Origin of the sequence: Mesorhizobium maamorense (assembly GCF_044998965.1) — a bacterium.
Lineage (GTDB): Bacteria > Pseudomonadota > Alphaproteobacteria > Rhizobiales > Rhizobiaceae > Mesorhizobium.
The window spans coordinates 6,141,493-6,159,873 of record NZ_CP173356.1 but is presented as its reverse complement, the minus strand read 5'-3'; the positions used below and the strand labels follow the sequence as shown (position 1 = coordinate 6,159,873).

General features: G+C 63.7%; 16 protein-coding genes. 7 read left to right on the top strand and 9 right to left on the bottom strand.

Annotated features, from left to right (window positions below; translation table 11 throughout):
• The first annotated feature begins 203 nt into the window (after positions 1-203).
• The 4 genes from ACIU1A_RS30725 to ACIU1A_RS30710 all read left to right on the top strand — a co-directional run bounded on the left by ACIU1A_RS30725 (position 204) and on the right by ACIU1A_RS30710 (position 3,892).
• Entirely contained in the window at positions 204-2,111 is a 1,908-nt protein-coding gene (locus tag ACIU1A_RS30725; protein WP_404926046.1) for a propionyl-CoA synthetase, read from the top strand.
• 243 nt (positions 2,112-2,354) lie between these two features.
• On the top strand, positions 2,355-3,005 hold the full coding sequence (locus ACIU1A_RS30720; RefSeq protein ID WP_404926045.1) for an acyltransferase family protein: 651 nt from the start codon (positions 2,355-2,357) through the stop codon (positions 3,003-3,005).
• Positions 2,945-3,436 carry a hypothetical protein gene (locus ACIU1A_RS30715; protein ID WP_404926044.1) on the top strand — a complete coding sequence of 164 codons (492 nt, stop codon included), beginning with the start codon at positions 2,945-2,947 and terminating at the stop codon, positions 3,434-3,436. The genes ACIU1A_RS30720 and ACIU1A_RS30715 overlap by 61 nt, the downstream gene beginning before the upstream one ends.
• Positions 3,437-3,571: 135 nt before the next feature.
• The gene (locus ACIU1A_RS30710; protein ID WP_140685083.1) at positions 3,572-3,892 is read left to right on the top strand and encodes a putative quinol monooxygenase; all 321 of its coding nucleotides are present in this window, start codon (positions 3,572-3,574) and stop codon (positions 3,890-3,892) included.
• Positions 3,893-4,226: 334 nt separating this feature from the next.
• Here ACIU1A_RS30710 and ACIU1A_RS30705 read toward each other — a convergent pair whose 3' ends face one another.
• Positions 4,227-5,426: an IS256 family transposase gene (locus ACIU1A_RS30705; RefSeq protein WP_404924655.1), complete on the bottom strand. Its 1,200-nt coding sequence runs from the start codon at positions 5,424-5,426 to the stop codon at positions 4,227-4,229.
• 253 nt (positions 5,427-5,679) lie between these two features.
• Between ACIU1A_RS30705 and ACIU1A_RS30700 the strand changes: the two genes are divergently transcribed.
• Complete coding sequence (locus ACIU1A_RS30700; protein ID WP_181169869.1) at positions 5,680-6,045, top strand: hypothetical protein; 366 nt, start codon at positions 5,680-5,682, stop codon at positions 6,043-6,045.
• A gap of 92 nt (positions 6,046-6,137) precedes the next feature.
• Here ACIU1A_RS30700 and ACIU1A_RS30695 read toward each other — a convergent pair whose 3' ends face one another.
• From ACIU1A_RS30695 to ACIU1A_RS30670, 6 genes are all read right to left on the bottom strand, one after another.
• Complete coding sequence (locus tag ACIU1A_RS30695; RefSeq protein WP_404926043.1) at positions 6,138-8,519, bottom strand: polysaccharide biosynthesis tyrosine autokinase; 2,382 nt, start codon at positions 8,517-8,519, stop codon at positions 6,138-6,140.
• A 237-nt stretch (positions 8,520-8,756) separates the two neighbouring features.
• Entirely contained in the window at positions 8,757-9,653 is an 897-nt protein-coding gene (locus tag ACIU1A_RS30690) for a UTP--glucose-1-phosphate uridylyltransferase (protein WP_140643675.1), read from the bottom strand.
• A gap of 74 nt (positions 9,654-9,727) precedes the next feature.
• Positions 9,728-10,696 (bottom strand): glycosyltransferase family 2 protein, encoded by a 969-nt coding sequence (locus tag ACIU1A_RS30685; protein ID WP_404926042.1) that lies wholly within the window; start codon positions 10,694-10,696, stop codon positions 9,728-9,730.
• The gene (locus ACIU1A_RS30680) at positions 10,686-11,636 is read right to left on the bottom strand and encodes a glycosyltransferase (RefSeq protein ID WP_404926041.1); all 951 of its coding nucleotides are present in this window, start codon (positions 11,634-11,636) and stop codon (positions 10,686-10,688) included. The genes ACIU1A_RS30685 and ACIU1A_RS30680 overlap by 11 nt, the downstream gene beginning before the upstream one ends.
• Entirely contained in the window at positions 11,636-12,625 is a 990-nt protein-coding gene (locus ACIU1A_RS30675; protein WP_404926040.1) for a glycosyltransferase family 2 protein, read from the bottom strand. The genes ACIU1A_RS30680 and ACIU1A_RS30675 overlap by 1 nt, the downstream gene beginning before the upstream one ends.
• 15 nt (positions 12,626-12,640) lie before the next feature.
• On the bottom strand, positions 12,641-13,813 hold the full coding sequence (locus ACIU1A_RS30670) for a glycosyl transferase family 1 (RefSeq protein WP_404926039.1): 1,173 nt from the start codon (positions 13,811-13,813) through the stop codon (positions 12,641-12,643).
• Between the two features lie 189 nt (positions 13,814-14,002).
• Here ACIU1A_RS30670 and ACIU1A_RS30665 point away from each other — a divergent pair, with 189 nt between their 5' ends.
• Together ACIU1A_RS30665 and ACIU1A_RS30660 are read left to right on the top strand one after the other, a co-directional pair.
• Entirely contained in the window at positions 14,003-15,499 is a 1,497-nt protein-coding gene (locus tag ACIU1A_RS30665) for a lipopolysaccharide biosynthesis protein (protein WP_140630093.1), read from the top strand.
• A gap of 49 nt (positions 15,500-15,548) precedes the next feature.
• Positions 15,549-16,571 carry a phosphoribosyltransferase gene (locus tag ACIU1A_RS30660; RefSeq protein ID WP_404926038.1) on the top strand — a complete coding sequence of 341 codons (1,023 nt, stop codon included), beginning with the start codon at positions 15,549-15,551 and terminating at the stop codon, positions 16,569-16,571.
• Positions 16,572-16,782: 211 nt separating this feature from the next.
• Here the strand turns inward: ACIU1A_RS30660 and ACIU1A_RS30655 are convergent, their stop codons facing one another.
• Together ACIU1A_RS30655 and ACIU1A_RS30650 are read right to left on the bottom strand one after the other, a co-directional pair.
• Complete coding sequence (locus ACIU1A_RS30655; protein WP_404926037.1) at positions 16,783-17,862, bottom strand: glycosyltransferase; 1,080 nt, start codon at positions 17,860-17,862, stop codon at positions 16,783-16,785.
• 65 nt (positions 17,863-17,927) lie between these two features.
• Positions 17,928-18,374: a hypothetical protein gene (locus tag ACIU1A_RS30650; protein ID WP_140497175.1), complete on the bottom strand. Its 447-nt coding sequence runs from the start codon at positions 18,372-18,374 to the stop codon at positions 17,928-17,930.
• Between the last annotated feature and the right edge of the window lie 7 nt (positions 18,375-18,381).

Below are 18,381 nucleotides of genomic sequence, written 5' to 3'. Positions count from 1 at the left end.
CGACGAGACCACCGGCTGACGCGCCGGTGCACACGGCCACATGGGCACGCCCGGGCCGGACCGTTGCTTTTCTTCCGGAGGCCACGATGTCGCACCTTTTGCGGCCAGGACCGGGCCGGATCAGACGAATTGAGGGAAGACATCGCCGGAAAAAACAGCATAGGCTATCGCCGGAGCGGCAAATCTTCCCGGGGAGGAAACGGATGGCTTCACGCTATCACGAGGTCTATGACGGCTGGAAACGCGACCCGGAAAAGTTCTGGGCGGATGCGGCGAACGCCATCGATTGGTACACGCCTTACGACAGGGTGTTCGATGCGGAAGCCGGCGTTTATGGCCGCTGGTTTACCGGCGCCACCTGCAACACCTGCTACAATGCCCTCGACCGGCATGTCGCCGGCGGGCGTGCCGACCAGATCGCGCTGATCCATGACAGCGCCATCACCGGCACCGTGAAGACATTCACCTATGCCGAGCTCAAACGCGAAGTGGTGGCGCTGACCTCGGTGCTGAAGAACCGCGGCGTCGGCAAGGGCGACCGCGTCATCATCTACATGCCGATGGTGGCGGAAGCGGCCATCGCCATGCTTGCCTGCGCCCGCATCGGCGCCGTGCATTCGGTCGTCTTCGGCGGTTTTGCCTCGCATGAGCTCGCCACCCGCATCGACGACGCCAGGCCGAAGGTGATCATTTCGGCCTCCTGCGGCCTGGAGCCCGGCCGCGTCGTCGCCTACAAGCCGCTGCTCGACAAGGCGATCGAGATATCCCGCCACAAGCCGGACGCCTGCCTGATCCTGCAGCGCGACCAATTGCGCTGCGATCTCAGGGACAATTACGACATCGACTATGCGGACGCGGTCGCGCGCGAGCGGGCGGCCGGCGCCAATGTCGACTGCGTTCCGGTGCTTGCCACCGACCCGCTCTACATCATCTATACGTCAGGCACGACCGGCCAGCCCAAGGGCATCGTTCGCGACAATGGCGGCCACATGGTGGCGCTCGAATGGACGATGGAAAACGAGTTCGGCGTCAAGCCCGGCGAAGTGTTCTGGGCGGCGTCCGACGTCGGCTGGGTGGTCGGCCATTCCTACATCGTCTACGGGCCGCTGCTGCATGGCTGCACAAGCATCCTGTTCGAAGGCAAGCCGGTCGGCACGCCGGACGCAGGCACCTACTGGCGGGTGATCGCGCAGCATGGCGTGGTCGCCCTGTTCACCGCGCCGACGGCGTTCCGCGCCATCAAGGGGCAGGATCCCAGGGGCGAATTCGTCGCCAGATACGACCTGTCGAAATTCCGCACGCTGTTCCTCGCCGGCGAGCGCGCCGATCCCGAAACCATCAAATGGGCGGAGCAGAAACTGAACGTGCCGGTCATCGACCATTGGTGGCAGACCGAGACCGGCTCGCCAATGACCATCAACCCCGCAGGCCTCGGCCTGCTGCCGGTAAAATACGGCTCACCCGGCGTGCCGATGCCCGGCTACGACATCCGCGTGCTCGACGATGCCGGCCACGAGGTGCCGCGCGGCACGCTCGGCAATGTCGTGGTCAAGCTGCCGCTGCCGGCGGGCTGCCTGCCGACGCTGTGGAACGCCGACGCCCGTTTCCGCCAGGCCTATCTCGACGAGTTCCCCGGCTTCTACAAGACCGCCGATGCCGGCATGATCGACGAGGACGGCTACCTCTACGTGATGGCCCGCACCGACGACATCATCAATGTCGCCGGCCATCGGCTGTCGACCGGCGCCATGGAAGAGGTGCTGGCAACGCATCCCGATGTCGCGGAATGCGCCGTTGTCGGCATCGCCGATGCGATGAAGGGCCACGTTCCGCTCGGCTTCGTCGTGCTCAACGCTGGTGTCTCGCGCGAGATCGGCCTCATCGAGAGCGAAGTGGTGGGGCTGGTGCGCGAGCGCATCGGCCCGGTCGCCGCCTTCAGGACGGTGGTGACGATCAAGCGGCTGCCGAAGACGCGGTCGGGAAAGATCCTGCGCGGGACCATGCAGAAGATCGCAGACAAGGAAGATTGGACCATGCCGGCGACGATCGACGACCCGGCCATACTCGACGAGATCACGGCCGTGCTGAAGGAGCGCGGCATCGGGGTCTAGATGATCGGGCGCAGCAGACACGATCCTTCCGTTTATTGAGCGGTCGGCGCCGCCCCCCATCCGCCTGCCCGCACCTTCTCCCCATGAAGGACGGTAGCGACGTACTCCAGTGCCGACTTCCCCCACTCCCCGTCGTTCGCGGGTGAAGGTCGGCGCCAACTGTCACATTTGGCCAATCTTTTGTTGTGCAATGCAACAACAGACTCTAGGGTTTGGCTTGGGGGGCCATTCCAAAGGCACGGCATGGCTCAGCACAAGGCGACATTCGGCGGCGTCGACATATTGCGTTTCCTGGCCGCCGTCATGGTGATGTTCTATCACTATGGCTTCTGGGTATGGGCATTCCCTGACGGGGTTTCGGCGCGCGCGACCGGCGGCATCCCGCCCCATCCCGAAATGGCCTTGGTCGGCTCCGGCTGGGTCGGCGTGCAGATATTCTTCGTCATCAGCGGTTTCGTCATCGCCTTCAGCGCCGAGAATTCGACGCCGCTGCGGTTTTTCGAGGCAAGGGTGAAAAAGGCTGGCGCCGGCGGTCTGGATCTGCGCGCCGGTGACCGCGGCGGTGCTGCTGCTCACCGGTCTGAGCTGGCCAACCGATGCCGTGATCAGGCTCGTTCGCACCGGCCTTTTCGCGCCCTACGGCCCTTGGGTGGACAGCGTCTACTGGACGCTCGGCATCGAGATCGCCTTCTACGCTGTCGTCTGGATCCTGTTGCGGCTTGGCCGCTTCCACCTGATGGAGACGGTGGCAGTCGTGATCGGCCTCGTCAGCACGCTGTTCTGGTGCCTCTATTATCCGCTCGGCTGGTCCGACCTCGCCGAGACACGCTGGCTTGCAGCTCGTCCTGGTGCACCATGGCTCTTTTTTCGCCGTCGGCGTGCTCATCTGGCTGATGCGGTTCAAGGCGGTGACGGCCTCGCGCCTGGCCTTCTGCCTGCTGTTCCTGGGCGGGGGCGTGCTGCAAATCGCCAGTTCGGTCGATGTCCACAGCGCCAAGGTCGGCGCCGCGATGCCCTATGCGCCGTCGATCCTTGTCTTCCTGGTCGCCATCGCCCTGATGGCATGGTCGCTGCGGCTCGACCTCAGCTGGAGCGGCTGGCGCCGGATCGGCCTGATGACCTACCCGCTCTATCTGATCCACGACGTCATCGGCGCGGCGATGCTCGGCGCGATGGTCCGCGCGGGGCTGCCTTATCTGTTGTCCATGGCAACGGTCGGCGCGACCATGATCGCGGCAAGCTGGCTGGTGGCGACCGAAGCCGAACCGCGCATCCGGCTGCTGCTCGACCACACGGTGTTCCGCTACCGGCTCAGGGCCGCGTAGTCGCGATCTTGTTGACCAATGAGGATTGACCAACGGGCACCTCGGTGCCTTCCTCGCAGGAGTGCACTGTCCAGCCGCAGGGTTCGGAGGCCTGGATAGTGAGACGCGGCCCTGTACAAAGTTAGGGACCAATCGATGCGGATCGTCAGGATAGCCGAACTGGAAATCGATCCTGACCAGATCGACAGCTACAAGGCCCTGATTGCCGAAGAGATCGAGGCCTCCGTGCGAATCGAGCCGGGCGTGCTTTTCCTTCATGCCGTGTCGGAAAAAGATGCGCCTGAAAAGGTGCGCGTGATCGAATGCTACGCCGATCAGACGGCGTACGAAGCCCATCTGACCACACCGCATTTTCTCAAGTACAAGACGCAAACGGCGAACATGGTGCGGTCGCTTCGGCTTATCGAAACCGACCCGATCGCGCTGTCTGCGAAACCCGGTCAGAACTCAAACTGACCAGGGCTTGGATCGACACCGCCGTCCATCCAGAGCGGACGACCGACCTGCCGTCGAAATCGCTGGCAAGCGAAATAGACTGATCTGCTCTGGGGCCGACCTGCTTCCAATCCATGTCGCCAACCTCAAAGCGCGTCGATTCTGCGCAATATAATATTGCTCCGGATGTCATTTCATAGACATCGCCAATCAGCCAAAGAAACCGGGCGTCACGGGCTAGCATGAGTTGTGTGCGTCAAGTTCTGCAAAAATGGCGTGGCATTCAGCGGTGACGTTGGCGTGTCCGCCGCGCAGCCCCCGTGTTTAGCGGAGCGGCGGACATGGCGGGCGCGTCTCAGGCGGCCAGTGCCCTAAGGTTCTCCTTCTTGTGCTCGCGCAGATGGTCCATGTTGAGGTAGCGGGTCGCCTCGAGCCAGTTCTCGTGGATCTCCACCGCCAATGCCCGAACCAGCCGCAAACAGCTCTGCGGGTTGGGGAAGATGCGAACGACCAGGGTGCGCCGCTTGATCTCCTGGTTCAGCCGCTCCAGCATGTTCGTCGACTTCATGTGCTTGTGATGCGGCAGCGGCAGCCGATAGAAGCTCAGCGTCTCCTCGATGTTGTTCTCCACCCAATCCACCAGCTTCGGGTATTTGGCCTGCCATTTGGCGATCCACTGCGCCAGGTCGCGCTTGACCTCGGCTAGGTCGCGCCGGTCATAGAACCATCTGAGCTCCATCAGGCAATCGTCATCGACCTTGCGCGGCACATAATCGAGCGCGTTTCTGAGGAAGTGCACGTAACAGCGCTGCCAGACTGCCTCAGGCAGGACTTCCCGGATCGCTGCCCTGAGCCCCGGATGGTCGTCGGAGACGACGAACTCCACGCCGGCAAGCCCGCGCTGCTTGAGCCCTGCCACGAACGCGCGCCAGCTCGAATGGCTTTCCCGGTTGGCCAGTTCGACACCGAGCACCTGGCGCCGGCCCTCCCAGTCGACCCCGATCGCCACCAGCACCGCCTGGCTGGCGATCACGCCGGCTTCGCGCGCCCGCTCATAGCGCGCGTCCAGAATGAGGTACGGGTAAGGTTCGGCAAGCCGCTGCTCAAAGAACGCCTTCAGGGCTTCATCCAGCCGCGCCGTCGCCTGGCTTACCGTCGAAGCCGAGAAGGAATGGCCGCACAGCTCCTCGGTGATCGCCTTCACCTTGCGCGTCGACACGCCTTGCACGTACATCTCGACCAGCGCCGACACCAATGCCTTCTCCGAGCGCTGATAACGCTCGAACAATTCCGTCGAGAACCGGCCGGCCCGATCTTGCGGAACCCGAAGCTCCAGCACGCCAACCCGCGTCACAAGCTTGCGTTCGTAATAGCCGGACCGGTAACCAACCCGCTCCGTCGTCCGCTCGCCTTTCTCGGCCCCGATCGCCTCCGTCATCTCGGCTTCCAAAGCCTCCTGCACCACAGTCTGCAAAACTCTGCGAAAGCCGTCCTCATCCGACAACAGCAACGCTTTCAACTCACCTCTGCTCAGTCTAACGTCTCGCTTGGTCATGGCACTTACCCTTCCACGGGAATCGGTGATCGCAACGTCACCAGCGTGCCATGGCCGCCCCTCGCCTCAGAGTAAGGGCTGCTCTCTCTCCAGAGCTTTTTGCAGAACCTTCAGGACACTATCCTAGCATGGGTCTTTGGATCGGGCGCGGCTGCTTGAATCCGCCAAGCAGTACGGAAGCTACCTCGTTATAAATTCGACCCTTGAAGATGCCCGTACTTGTTTCGCCGGCTTGTTCGCTTTACGAACGGCAATGACCCTCATCTCTCGCATTGCCGCCCTTGCTTTGCTCGCCATCATTGTGTTCGCGACGCTGTCGCCAATCCAGATGCGGCCCCACCTGGGTGACCCAGATTTCGAACGCGCCCTCGCCTACGTTCTGTTCGGCGTGGCAATGGGGCTCGGCTTTCCAAACCGCTTGGCTGGAACTGTCACTATAGTTGTCGTCGTAGCCACTGTGCTGGAGCTGATGCAGCTCCTCGAACCCGGTCGGCATGCGCGCCTTTCGGACGGCTCACTGAAGGCTTTGGCAGGCATCCTCGGAATAGTTGTCGTCCATCTCAGTCTTTTGGTGGCGAGCCGCTATTGGCCGCGTAAGCTGACATTGCCTGCCGAATGATGCCCGGGTTTAGACTCCCACTGTAGCCCGCCGCAGCCACATAGGCGATGACCTGCCTCGTCACTCAGGCACGGAAATCGCCACGGTTGAACTCAGACCGTTGTCTTGCTGCGCACTTCGGTCTTGTCGAGATAATAGCTCGAGTACTGGCCGAAGAATTTTTCGGACGCTCCGAACGAGCCGTATTTGGCGAGCTTCTTGAGATCGACCTTGTTCAGCACCGCGCCGACGATCTTGTTGGCGACATAGGGTTCGGATTCGAGCATCGACCTCACCATCGCGCGCGGCGTGCGGCCCCATTCGGTGACCAGCACGAAGCCGTCGACAAGCGGCGCGAAGGCCTTGGCGTCGACCACCGGCCCCAGCGGCGGCAGATCGACGACGATGTATTCGAAGGTCTCCTTGGCGTTGTCGATGAAGCGCCGCATGCCGGCCGAGGAGAGAAGCTCGCTGGTATGCGAGAAATTGCCGCGCAGCACGGCCGGAATGATCGCCAGCTTCGTCTGCCGGTCGATCTTGCCGACCGACTGCCAGGTCTGGCCGCTCACCACCGCTTCCATCAGTCCCTGCTCGGCCTCCATGCCGAGGCTGCGGCTCAAGCCCGGATTGCGCAGGTCGCCGTCGATCAGCAGCGTCCTGGCGCCGTTGGCGGCGAGCAGTCCGGCCAGATTGGCCGCGACCGTCGACTTGCCTTCGCCGGGAAGGACCGAGATGACGCCGATGACGCGGCTGCCTTGCCCTTCCATGACGACGTCGAAGGCGATCTTTGCGCTGCGCAGCGTCTCGGAGAACATCGACGCCGGAGCATCGACGCTGACGCGCATGCGCGCGCGCTTTTCGGCGGCGGCCGGCGATTTGGCGGTTTTGAGATCCAGGTCGGCCGGCTTTTCCTCCCTGGCGGTCTTGCCGCCGATGACAGGCAGATAACCGAGGAATTTGAGGCCGACGCGGTCGCGGACATCCTCGCCGGTCCTGAAGAAACGCTCGTTGAATTCGTTCAGGCCGCCGAGCCCGGCACCCATCAACGTGCCCAGCACAAGCGAGAGCGCCAGCACAACCACCGTGCGCGGGCTGGAGGCGCTGAGCGGCGTCGATGCATCCGAGATGATGCGGATCTTCCCGACCGGGAAGGATTGCTGCTGGGCGGCTTCCTCGTAGCGGCCGAGGAATGTCTGGTAGAGCGTGGAGAGCGCCGTCGCCTTCTGGTCGAGTTCACGCAGCTTGACCTGCGACTGGTTGTCGATTGCGCTCTTGCCTTGCGCCGCGGCGACATTGGCCCTGAGCGCGGTCTCGCGCGCCAGCGCCACTTCATATTCGTTGCGATAGCTTTCGGTCAGCTGCTTCAACTCGCCGAATATCTGCGCCGATATGTCGGCCTTCTCCTTGGCGAGCGCCACCGCCTGCGGATGCTGCGGCCCGAAATTGGCCTCGACATCCTGCTGCCGCTTGGCGACGGCGAGATAGCGCGTCTTGAGCGCCGCGATGACCGAGCTGCTCGGCTGGTCGCTCGATATGGCGGCATCCTTGAAGGCGTTCTCCGAGCCGCTTTCGACGATGGACTTGTATTGCTGGTAGCGGGCGCTGGCCCGGGCGGTATCGGCCTGCGCCACGATAAGCTGGGCGTTGAGGTCGGCAAGCTGCTTGGCGCTCATCAGCTGGCCGTCGCTGTTGGCGGACAGGCCGTGCTCGGCCCTGAATTTCTCGACCGCGAGCGATGCCGCCTGCGAGCTTTCGCGCAGTTCCGTCAGCCGGCCCTGCAGCCAGACCGCTGCGCGCTCGGTGGCATCGAAGGAGGCGTCGAGCTGGTCGGCGAGATAGGCATCGGCATAGGCTTTGGTGATCGCGGTCGCCAGTGCCGGGTCCGTCGCCTGGTAGCCGAGCGCGATGACATAGCTTCGCCCGACGCGCTCCGCCTGCACCTCGTTCTGCAATTTGAGGATAGCGTAGTCGCGACGAGAGGTCGCGATCAGCGCATCGCGGGTGGCGGGGTCGAGCTTGGTGACGTCGCCGACGCCCGGCATGGGAGGACTGGGGCGAACATACTGGATCAGGCCGCGGATCAGGCCGATGCCCTGGGCGAGCGCCGACTGGGGCGGGTTCATGAACGCATCGTTGCGGTCGAGCTTCAGCTTGTCGACGACCACGGCGGCAAGCCTCGTCGAGGTCAGGATTTCGATCTGGCTCAGGATGGCCGAATCGGTCTGCATGGTCGTCGACGCCGCCGAAATGTCGTCGACGATCTTGTTCAGCCCCTCATCGATCAGCACGCTCGAGACCGATTGGTATTTGGGCGGCGTGGTCTGCAGATAGAGCAGGCCCAGGACAAGACCAATGACCGCGCCCAGGACAACCACCTTGGCCTGCCGCGCTGCCATGCCAAGCAGCCGCTCGACATCGATGAAGTCTTCGCCGTCTCCTGCTTCCGAATTCGGCAATGGCATCCTCTTGTCGAGAGGAAAGTTGGCATAGTTCATCTTCGGTCCAATTCCAGAGCCCGTCCATCCCAATCATCGGGATGGGCTCTATCTCACTGTTTGAACATGATCTTTTCCGAAAACCGCCTTGCGCTTTCCGGGATCATGCCTTGGCTCCCAGGCACGTCGAAGATCGGGAGCATTGCCAAAAAGCAACGCAAGTTCCATGCCGGACGCCACAGGGCCTTCCGCGCATCGCACCGTCAGCCGTCCGACAATGCTCCCGAAACATGGGCATTATGCGGCTTCTTCCTGTCGTTCATGCGACCGGACGAACTCCTGGAGCATCTCGAAAACCGGACCCTTCATGTCGTCGCGCGCCAAGGCGAAGGCGATGTTGGCCTGGATAAAGCCCTCCTTCGAGCCGCAGTCGAACATGCGGCCCTTGAAAGGCTGGGCAAAGAAGGACTGCTCCTGCGCCAGGCGGACCATGGCGTCGGTCAACTGGATCTCATTGCCCGCGCCGCGCTGCTGGTTGCCGAGCAGGGCGAAGATCTCGGGCTGCAGGATATAGCGGCCGTTGATGTAGAAGTTCGACGGCGCATTGGCCGGCGCCGGCTTCTCGACCATCGCCGTCACCTCGAAACCGCCGCCAATGTCGGCGCCGCGGCCGACAATGCCATATTTGTTGGTCTCGGTCGGGTCACAGCGCTCGACCGCAATGACGTTGCCGCCGGTTTCGGCATAGAGGTCGGTGACCTCGGCCAGGCAGCCGCGGCCGCCGAACGAGACCATGTCAGGCAAAAGCAGGGCGAAGGGCTCGTTGCCGATGACCTCGCGCGCGCACCAGACGGCGTGGCCAAGGCCTTGCGGGGATTGCTGGCGGATGAAGCTGGTGGCACCGGCCACCGGCAGCAGGCTTTCCAACGACTGCAATTGCGCCTTCTTGCCGCTCTGCTCCAGTGTTCCGATCAATTCCGGATGCAGGTCGAAATAATCCTCGATGACCGCCTTGTTGCGGCCGGTCACGAACACGATGTGCTCGATGCCGGCCTCGAAGGCCTCATCGACGGCGTATTGCACGACCGGCCTGTCGACGACGGGAAGCATTTCCTTGGGCATCGACTTGGTCGCCGGCAGGAACCGCGTTCCAAGCCCCGCCACCGGTATCACGGCCTTCCTGATCTTCTTCATCGCAAATTCCTTCTGAGGAGATCGACTTCAGTCCATTCGCAGGCCAGGAAAAACCCCTCCATGTGCCTGCATCTTCACCTCCCCGCCCCCACGGCAAATTGTGCCGCTACTCGTCGCAACCGCACGGCGATCGGCATGCCCATATGGCTGACCGCCGCCGGGTCGCTGAGCGCCGTCCGGATCGCCTTGAGCGGGGACCGCGCCTTGATGTGCTGGACCATCGACAGGAACGAAGCCGCCTTGCGCAGGCTGCGGCTGCGCCGGGCGAAGGCCGCTTGCGCGGCCGCGTCCATCTGATGGCTTTGAGCGAAAATCGCATCGGCCTTGCGCATCGCCTCGACGTGATGAGGCTCGAGCACGCGCGAAATGGAGCCGCTGCGGATGTGATAGACATAGCCGATGTCAGGCTCGACCACGCACCTGCCGCCCTTGGCCAGGGCGTTGGCCAGGAAAATGTAATCCTCGCCGATGATCAGGTCCTCGTCGTAGCGAAGTCCGTTTTCTTCCAGGAAGCGGCGCTCGAAGATCGGCTTGAGATAGCCGAGATTGAACTTCGATTCGAAGACGACGTTGCCGGCGATATAGCTGGCCAGCGAGATCTCGCCCAATTCCTCCAGATAGCGCGTCGGGAACATCGCATCCTCGATCACGCCGTCCTCGCGGACGACCTGGAGGTTGTCGACGGCGATTTGCGCGCCCGCCCTTTCGGCCCGGGCGGTCATGGCGGCGATGCGGCCGGGATAGACCGCGTCGTCGGAATCCAGGACCGCGACCCAGCGACCTCGGGCAGCCTCGAGGCCGGCATTCCTGGCGCCGCCGGGGCCCCTGTTCTGCGCGAGCGCCACGACGCGCACGATGTCCTGCGGATAGGCCCTTGCCACGTCGAGCGTGGCGTCGCGCGACTTGTCGTCGACGACGATGACCTCGACGCTGACACCCTTTTGCGCGATGGCGCTGGCGATCGCCCGGTCGAGGGTCGCTTCGGCGTTGTAGGCTGCAATGACGAAGGAAACGTCCGGGACGAAGCTGACGTCAGGCTGCACGCTTGCCTCCTTCCTGTGGCGAGGGCTGGCCGTAGAGACGAATCTCGCGGATGCCGACAAGGCCGCTGACGACGCCGACATGCATAATGCCGCGCAGCACGCTGCGGTTCCGCCGCACGGGGCTGGCAAGGAAGGGAAACGCCGCGGCGAAGCAATAGGCTGCCTTTGCCGAGGCAATGCCGACCTGTTTGACCAGGCCAATGCCGCTCGCATTGCGCCCCAGGAGGTGGCCATGCGTCTGCCCGACGCGGAAGCGGCGGCGGCCAAGCCAGTCGAACGCGGCCCTGGTCCGCGGCACGACCTCGTCCACCCAAGCCTCCGGAGAAAAGGCGATCGTGCCTCCGGTCTTGTGCATCTGGTCGAAGAACTCGGTGTCCTCGCCGCCGGTCTGGCCACGCGCCAAGCTGAAGCGGCGCCCGCGCAGGCTGTCCGACCCCATGTCGAGCAGCACGTTGCAGGTGTAGCCGGTGCGGATCTCGCCGCGCACCCAGACCGGCAAGGTCGAATGGAAGTCGCCACGCCGCATCCAGTCCGGCGCATCGGCCCCATAGCGCGCCTTGACCGGGCCCAGCACGGCGGCGGCGCGACTTGCCTGGGCTGTTGCGACGAGCTCGGCAAGCCAGCGCGGCGAAGCCGTCTCGTCGTCGTCGATGAAGGCGACGAAATCCGACGTGCTGGCGTCAAGGCAGGCGTTGCGGGCGATCGAGATGTTGCGCGCCGGGCAGTGGTGATAGCTGATCGGCAGCGTCAGTTCGCGCGCCAGGGCCGTCACCAGATCCCTGGCGCTCGGCGTGTCGTCATTATCGGCGACGATGACCCGGACATCGAAACCGGCCGGCCTGTCCATGGCATCGAGTGAGCGCAGCGTGTCGGCCAATTCCGGCCGACGGAACGTGCACACGCCGATGTCGATGCGGCGGTTCTTGCCTGTAACCGCCATCACGCGACCCCGCGCTGTTTGCCAAGGCCGAGAAGCTGCAGCCAGAAACCGACGGACCAGCCGAAATGCATGACCATCGCCGAGACGCCGGCAAGCGCGACGTCGGCATTGCGCTGGCTTACCGCCGTCCACAGGCCATAGCCGAGGCACACCGTCGCCCAGATCAAAAGCGGCACCGCCGCCAGCCAGTGCATGAAGGAAAAGGCCGCGAGCACCACCACCGGGAACACCAGCAGCGGCACCATCTGCCGGACCTTCGGGATGACGCGGTGCTTCAGGACGTTCTTGGCGCGACCGCGGCCGTAGCCGAGATACTGGAAATAGAGGCCGCTGAGCGACGCGCGCGGATAGTAGACCATCTGGGTCCTGCCGCTCATCCAGATCCTGTAGCCGGCCTGTCTCAGCCGGTAGTCGAGCTCGGCGTCCTCATTATGGCTGAACGTCTCGTCATAGCCGCCGACGGCCTGGAAGGCAGAAATCCGCATCAGCGCGTGATGGCCGTGATCGACCCATTCTCCGGCGGACAGATGCCTGTGCTTGGAACCGCCGGTGCCGAGCTTTGAATTCTGTGCCGCCGCGGCCGCCTTCTGCACGGTGCCGCTGCCGCTGGTCAGCATCGAGACCACGACCGAATCGGCGCCCGTTGCCAGCGCTTCCTCGACCAGTCGCTCGCAATAGTCGGCGGGATAGCCGCCATGGGCATCGATGCGGATCAGATATTCGGCACCATCGCCGAATCTGGCGACGGCAAGATTGATCGCCGCGCTCTGGATGCGCTTTTCATTGTGGAGCAGGACGATGCGGGGATCTTCCTTCGCACGCTCGCCGACAATGGCCGGGGTACCATCGGTGCTGCCGCCATCGGCAACGACGATCCTGGCGCCGAGCCTCGCGGCCGCGGGGCTGAGCTGGTCGAGCAGCACACCGATATGGGCTGCCTCGTTGAGGCAGGGAATCACGATCAGACTGGAGGGGAGCGCTTGCATCATCGGGCGATCTCCATTCTAGGCCAAGGCCTCGGCCACGAAGGGTTGGCGCATGGCGGCCAGGCTGCGAAGCTTGTCGACCAGCGCCTGGCAATCGCTGCGATCATAGCTCCATATCCTGGGGTTGCGCGACAGAACGCGCTCCTTCAACGTGCTGAAGCGGCGCTCCTCCATCTTGCCGATGGCGGCTTCGAGCGCGTCGGGTGAGGCTTCGGGCAACAGAATGCCGATGCCTTGCCGGCCGAGGAACCGCCCGGTTTCCGTGTTGGCCATCGAGATCGGCACCGCGCCGAAACGACAGCCTTCATAGAGTCGGTTGGGCAGCAGCCATTCGGAATTCTGGCCCGCCTCGAAGAAATCGATCGCCCAGGAGAAATGCACGTCCCGGTAGATCGCCGCCATGTCCTCCGGGTTGCGGTAGGGTCCGCGAAACGAAAGCCAGGGCTCGGCCTCGACGAAGGCGTGGAAATCCGGGAATTCGGTCAATGCCGGGCGGCCGCGCAGCACGATCTCGAACCGGCCGTCGGCGCGGCGCGAGAAATCGGCCAGGAGTTCGAGCGAGCGGCGGCAGCGCAATGCCCCGAACCAGCCGATGCGCCAGGGTGGCGCGACAGGCGCCTCGGCCATCTCATGCTCGGCCGGCAGGATCGCCGCTGCCTCGAAATATTTGTTTTCGACCAGTTCGACCGGCGCCGTCACCTGGCCGTACGGCTCGAAATAATTGGCGGTGAACGCGGGCGAGCTGGTCACCAGCAGCTTTACGTCCCTGGCAAGGTAACGTTCCGTGGCCCGCAGCGCCTTGCCGACCGCATCGCTGCGAAGCATCAGGCGATGGATGTCGAGGCATTCATAGACGATCGGCACCGCGGCGCCGAATGCCGTGGTGGCGCGGCGGGCGAGCGCCAGCATTTCCAGGTTGCGCGCGATGATGAGATCGGGCCTCGGCATGCCGCGGAGCCTGGTGCCGATCGAAACCGCCGCCTTGGCGACTGCCGTCAGACGCTGGGCGAATCGCCCGTCACGCGTCGCGCCGAGATCCAGCGGCCGCAATCTCTCGACGTCGGCAATGGGATTTGCCGTGCGGCGGAAGCCTGCGAGCGTGACCTGGGCGCCACCTGCCCTGAGCATGGTAATCCGCCGGCGCACTGCCGGGTCGGAAACGTCATGCACAAGGTACAAGACATTCAGCATGAAAACTCGACCGCTGTTGGCCCACCCGCAGCGAACCTAGTACAGGTCTTGCTGCATCGCAACATTTTTGGTGCAGCGTAGCAAAATCCACGTTTTTTGTTGCACTGCAAAATAAATGCCGTAATTTGGCCGCGGCGGCGGTTGCAGGGTTCCTGGTCGGAACCTGCACAAGAATCAGGAATCCTGAATTTGGAAGCCAATCCATTCGATCCGCCAGAAGGCTCGCTGCGCAAATCGGTCGGGCGTGGCGCGGTCGTGACGGCCTTGTCGCAGTCCGTGCGGGTCGCCACGCAGATCATTTCCGTCATCGTGCTGTCGCGTCTCCTGTTGCCGCAGGATTTCGGCGTCGTGGCGATGTGCGCGCCGGTGCTGGCCTTCATCGCGCTGTTCCAGGATTTCGGCCTCACCCAGGCGACCATCCAGAAATCGGGCATACGGCACGACGAGGTGAACTACCTGTTCTGGATCAACGTCGCCGTCAGCGCCATCCTGGCCTGCGTGCTTGCCGGCGCGGCACCGCTGGTCGCCGCCTTCTACGGCGAACCGCGTGTGGCTGGCCTGGTGGCGGCGCTGGGCCTGCAGATCATGGCCTACGGCCTCGGTGCGCAGCATCTGGCGCTCCTGACGCGCCGCATGCAGTTCGGCCGCCTGGCCATCATCGATGTCGCAGGCGCCGTGGCTGGTCTTGCCGTGTCGATCGCCTGGACATTCGTCGACCGCTCCTACTGGGCACTTTTCGCCGGCACCTTGACCGGAGCCGTGCTGCCGACGCTGTGCTACTGGGCCAGTTCGCGCTGGCGGCCCAGCCTGCCGCGCAAGGTCGCCGGGATCAGCGAGCTGATCAATTTCGGCGCCGGCATAACCGGCTTCAACTTCGCCAATTTCTTCGCCCGCAATCTCGACAACGTGCTGATCGGAAAATACTGGGGCGAGGCGCAGCTCGGCCTCTATGACCGTGCCTACAAGCTGCTCCTGTTCCCGCTGAGCCAGATCACGAACCCGCTGTCGAAGGTGATGGTGCCGGCTCTTTCCAGGCTGAAGGACGAGCCCGACCGCTACCGCAGCGCCTATCTTCGCGTCATGCCGCTGATCCTGCTGGTGGCGCTTCCCGGCGTCGCTTTCGCCACCGCCATGTCGGACATACTCATCCCCTTCGTGCTCGGCGAGCAATGGCGCGCGAGCGCCTCGATTTTCCTGGCGCTTGGCTTCGCCGGGCTGCTGCAGCCGCTCAACAATCCGGCCGGATGGCTGTTCGTCAGCCAGGGCCGTTCCGGCGACTTCATGCGCTGGGGCATCATCACGGCGGTGACGTCGGTGCTCGCTTTCGTGCTGGGCCTGCCTTATGGCGCGCTCGGCGTGGCGATCGCCTATGCCGTCAGCGAATATCTGCGCACGCCTTTCCTGTGGCTCTATGTCGGCAGGAGCGGGCCGCTGCGGGCAAGCCACGTGCTTCGCGCGGCGACGCCGTTCGTGCTCGGCGCGCATGTGGCGCTGGCGGTGGTCTGGTTGGTCAAGCCGCTGCTACCGCAGCAGCATGTCATTGCCTTGGCCAGCGGCGCGATCCTTGCCTATCTCATCACCATCGTCATCGCGCTGGCCTTCGCGGCCGGCCGTGAAGCCTTGCGCGAGGCCTTGAAAATGCTGCCGGCAAGGCCGCCGGCGGCAGCACCGCGCGAGGCGCAATAATTTTGGCGCTTTCGACCCTTACCGTTCACCCGAGCATCAGGCCTGATCCATGCATTACCGATCGATCTCAGACATGAATGACGCGATCGTCAGCAATCTTCACCGGTTGCCGCGCGACATCGAGCTGGTGGTCGGCGTCCCCAGAAGCGGCGTGCTGGCAGCGACGCTGGTCAGTCTCGCGGCGAACATACCTATGACCGACCTGGACTCCTTCCTCGAGGGTCGCGTCTACACATCGGGCATCACCAAGCGCCGTGCGGTGCTCGACCGCAAGGTCGCGGAAATGCGCAAGGTGCTGGTGATCGACGACAGCGTCTCCGGCGGCAACGCCATGCGCGACGCCCGCGCCCGCATAGAGGGTGCCGGCATCGAGGCCGACTACACCTTTGCCGCCGTGTTCGGGCTTGAGCCGCAGCATGCCGAGACCGATGTCGTCTTCGAGGTCGTGCCGCATCCGCGCATGTTCCAGTGGAACTTCATGCATCACAAATTCCTGGCGCAATGCTGCGTCGACATAGACGGGGTGCTGTGCCTCGATCCGACCGAAGCGGAAAACGACGATGGTCCGGCCTACGAGAAATTCCTTAGCGAAGCGCGGCCGCTCCACACCGCGACCCGCAAGATCGGCTGGCTGGTGACCAGCCGGCTGGAGAAATACCGCGCACTGACCGAGGCATGGCTGGCCAAGCACGAGATCAAGTACGATCATCTGATCATGCTCGACCTGCCGAGTAAGGCGGAGCGTCAGCGGCTTGGCGCGCATGGCAGTTTCAAGGCCGAATTCTACCGCAAATCCGATGCCATCCTGTTCATCGAGAGCGAGCACGAGCAGGCGCTGAGGATCACCGAGCTGTCGGGCAAACCGGTGCTGTGCGTCGAAACGCACATGGTCAGCTTTCCCAACGCTCTGTCGCTCCCGGCGCTCGGCCAGGCGGCGCGCAACCTGCCGGCCAGGTTGCGACAGGCCAAGTCACAGGAAGGCCGCAAGGGCGCCGCCAAGGCCCTTGCCCGCGCCCTGCTCGGCGCCCGCGGCTACGAGACGCTGAAAAGCCGGGTCAAGCGCCTGGCCTGATCCGCCAAGGCTGCGAATCCAGATTAACGGGTTCCTTCGGAGTGTTCGCAGGCGCGCCGGTCGAGAAGCATCAAACGAAAAACCCGCCTGTGCGGCGGGTTTCCGGCGCAACTCAGCACCATAACCAAAAAACTACCATAGTTGCCTTCACCCTGTCAAGAAAAAATTCCTATTACAGGGCTGCCGAGGTCGGTTCCAGCCTAAGCCTCGGCTACGCCGCCTGTCGCGAACGCTGCTGTGTGGCCTTGTCCAGTATGGAAAAGAAGGTGACGAACTGGCGGTCCGGATCGAGCTCCGGACGCTCGGAGAAGCTGCGCGCCGTGGCCGAGAGCCGGTCATATTCCTGGCGGTCGTTCCACAGCAGCCTGACAGCCGCGATCCAGTCGGCGAGCGGCGCATCGTAATCCAACACCACGCCGCCCGGGCCGATCGCTTCGGGCAGGCCGCCGCGCCGCGAGCCGATGGCGGGAATGCCGCTGCAATGGGCTTCCGAGGCCACACGGCCCCAGGCCTCTTCCCATTTGCTGGGCGCCAGCAGGATCCTGGTGCGGCCATAGACGGTCTTCATGTCGCCGGTGCGGTTCTCCAGCCTGATGTTGGAGAACGGGGCGATGGTCTGCTCGATGCGGGCGCGATGATCATCGGCGAGTTTCCAGCTCTCCACGAACAGGAACGGAATCTCGGGGCAGGCGCCGGCGATGCGCACGGCGAGCTCGAAGCCTTTCTCCTCGTACGGATTGATCAAGGTGACGAACTGGCCCGTGGTCGGCGTGCTGTAGAGGGCGGCATTGATGGTCGGCGGCAGCACCGCCGCATCGATGCCGAACTTCTGTTTGTAGGCGCGCGCGGTGAATTGCGAATTGGCGATGTAGAGCGCCGAATGCAGCTCGCGCAGATCGCCGCCCAGCTCATGGAACTCGACATTCCTGAGATAGACGACCAGCGGCACGCCTTCGGCCTGCAGCGCCTTGCCCACCGGAACCGACTTATGGCACTGGACGACGGCCACGTCCGGCTTCAATCTGCGGACGGCAAAGTCGGCCGCCTTCCAGGGAAACCAGGCCCGCACCACCGGATAGCCGGGAAAACTGTCGATGACCGCCGGCTGACGCAGCAGCTTCATCTTGGCGCGCGCCTTGAAGCCGAAGACACCGTCGCCGAACAGGGCGGCCAGTACGGCCGCCTCATGGCCGTGCTCGATCAACTGCTCGGCCAGATGATGGGTGCTCGACTGGACGCCGCCGCTGAATTCGGGCGTGTATCCGTTGCCGCCTGCAAAAAGAACTTTCATGGTCATGGCTCCTGGTTCTTTCGCGTTTCGTTCAATGTGGCCGGAGAGCTTGCTCCGGCACCGCCTCAGGCACTCTGTTGCTCGAGATTGGCGAACGGATTGGTGCATGGCTGCCATCCGGTGAACCGGATCGGATCGCCAGGCGAACTGCGCCAGGCGTAGTCGGTCAGCATGTGGAATTCGGCGATCAGCCAGCGGTCGAAATGTAGGAGGTCCTGCTTCTTCTGCTCCGGCAGCAGAGCGCGGGCTTTGCCCAGCCTTGTCTCCTCGAGCAAGGTGACGGCGTCGCTGAGTTTCTTGCTCGGGAATATCCACGGGTTCCTGTCGCGGAACGCCAGGACGAACTGCTGCAAATGCTCGATGCGCATGTTGAGCTTGCCGAAATATTTCTCGAGCGTGACGCGCACCAGATCCTCATCCGAAAACGAGGACACTGCCGCGTAGGCAATGCCGGTCGATACCACCCCGCCCGCCATGACGGCCAGTGCGGAGCGTCGCGAGATCTCTATCATCTGGTTT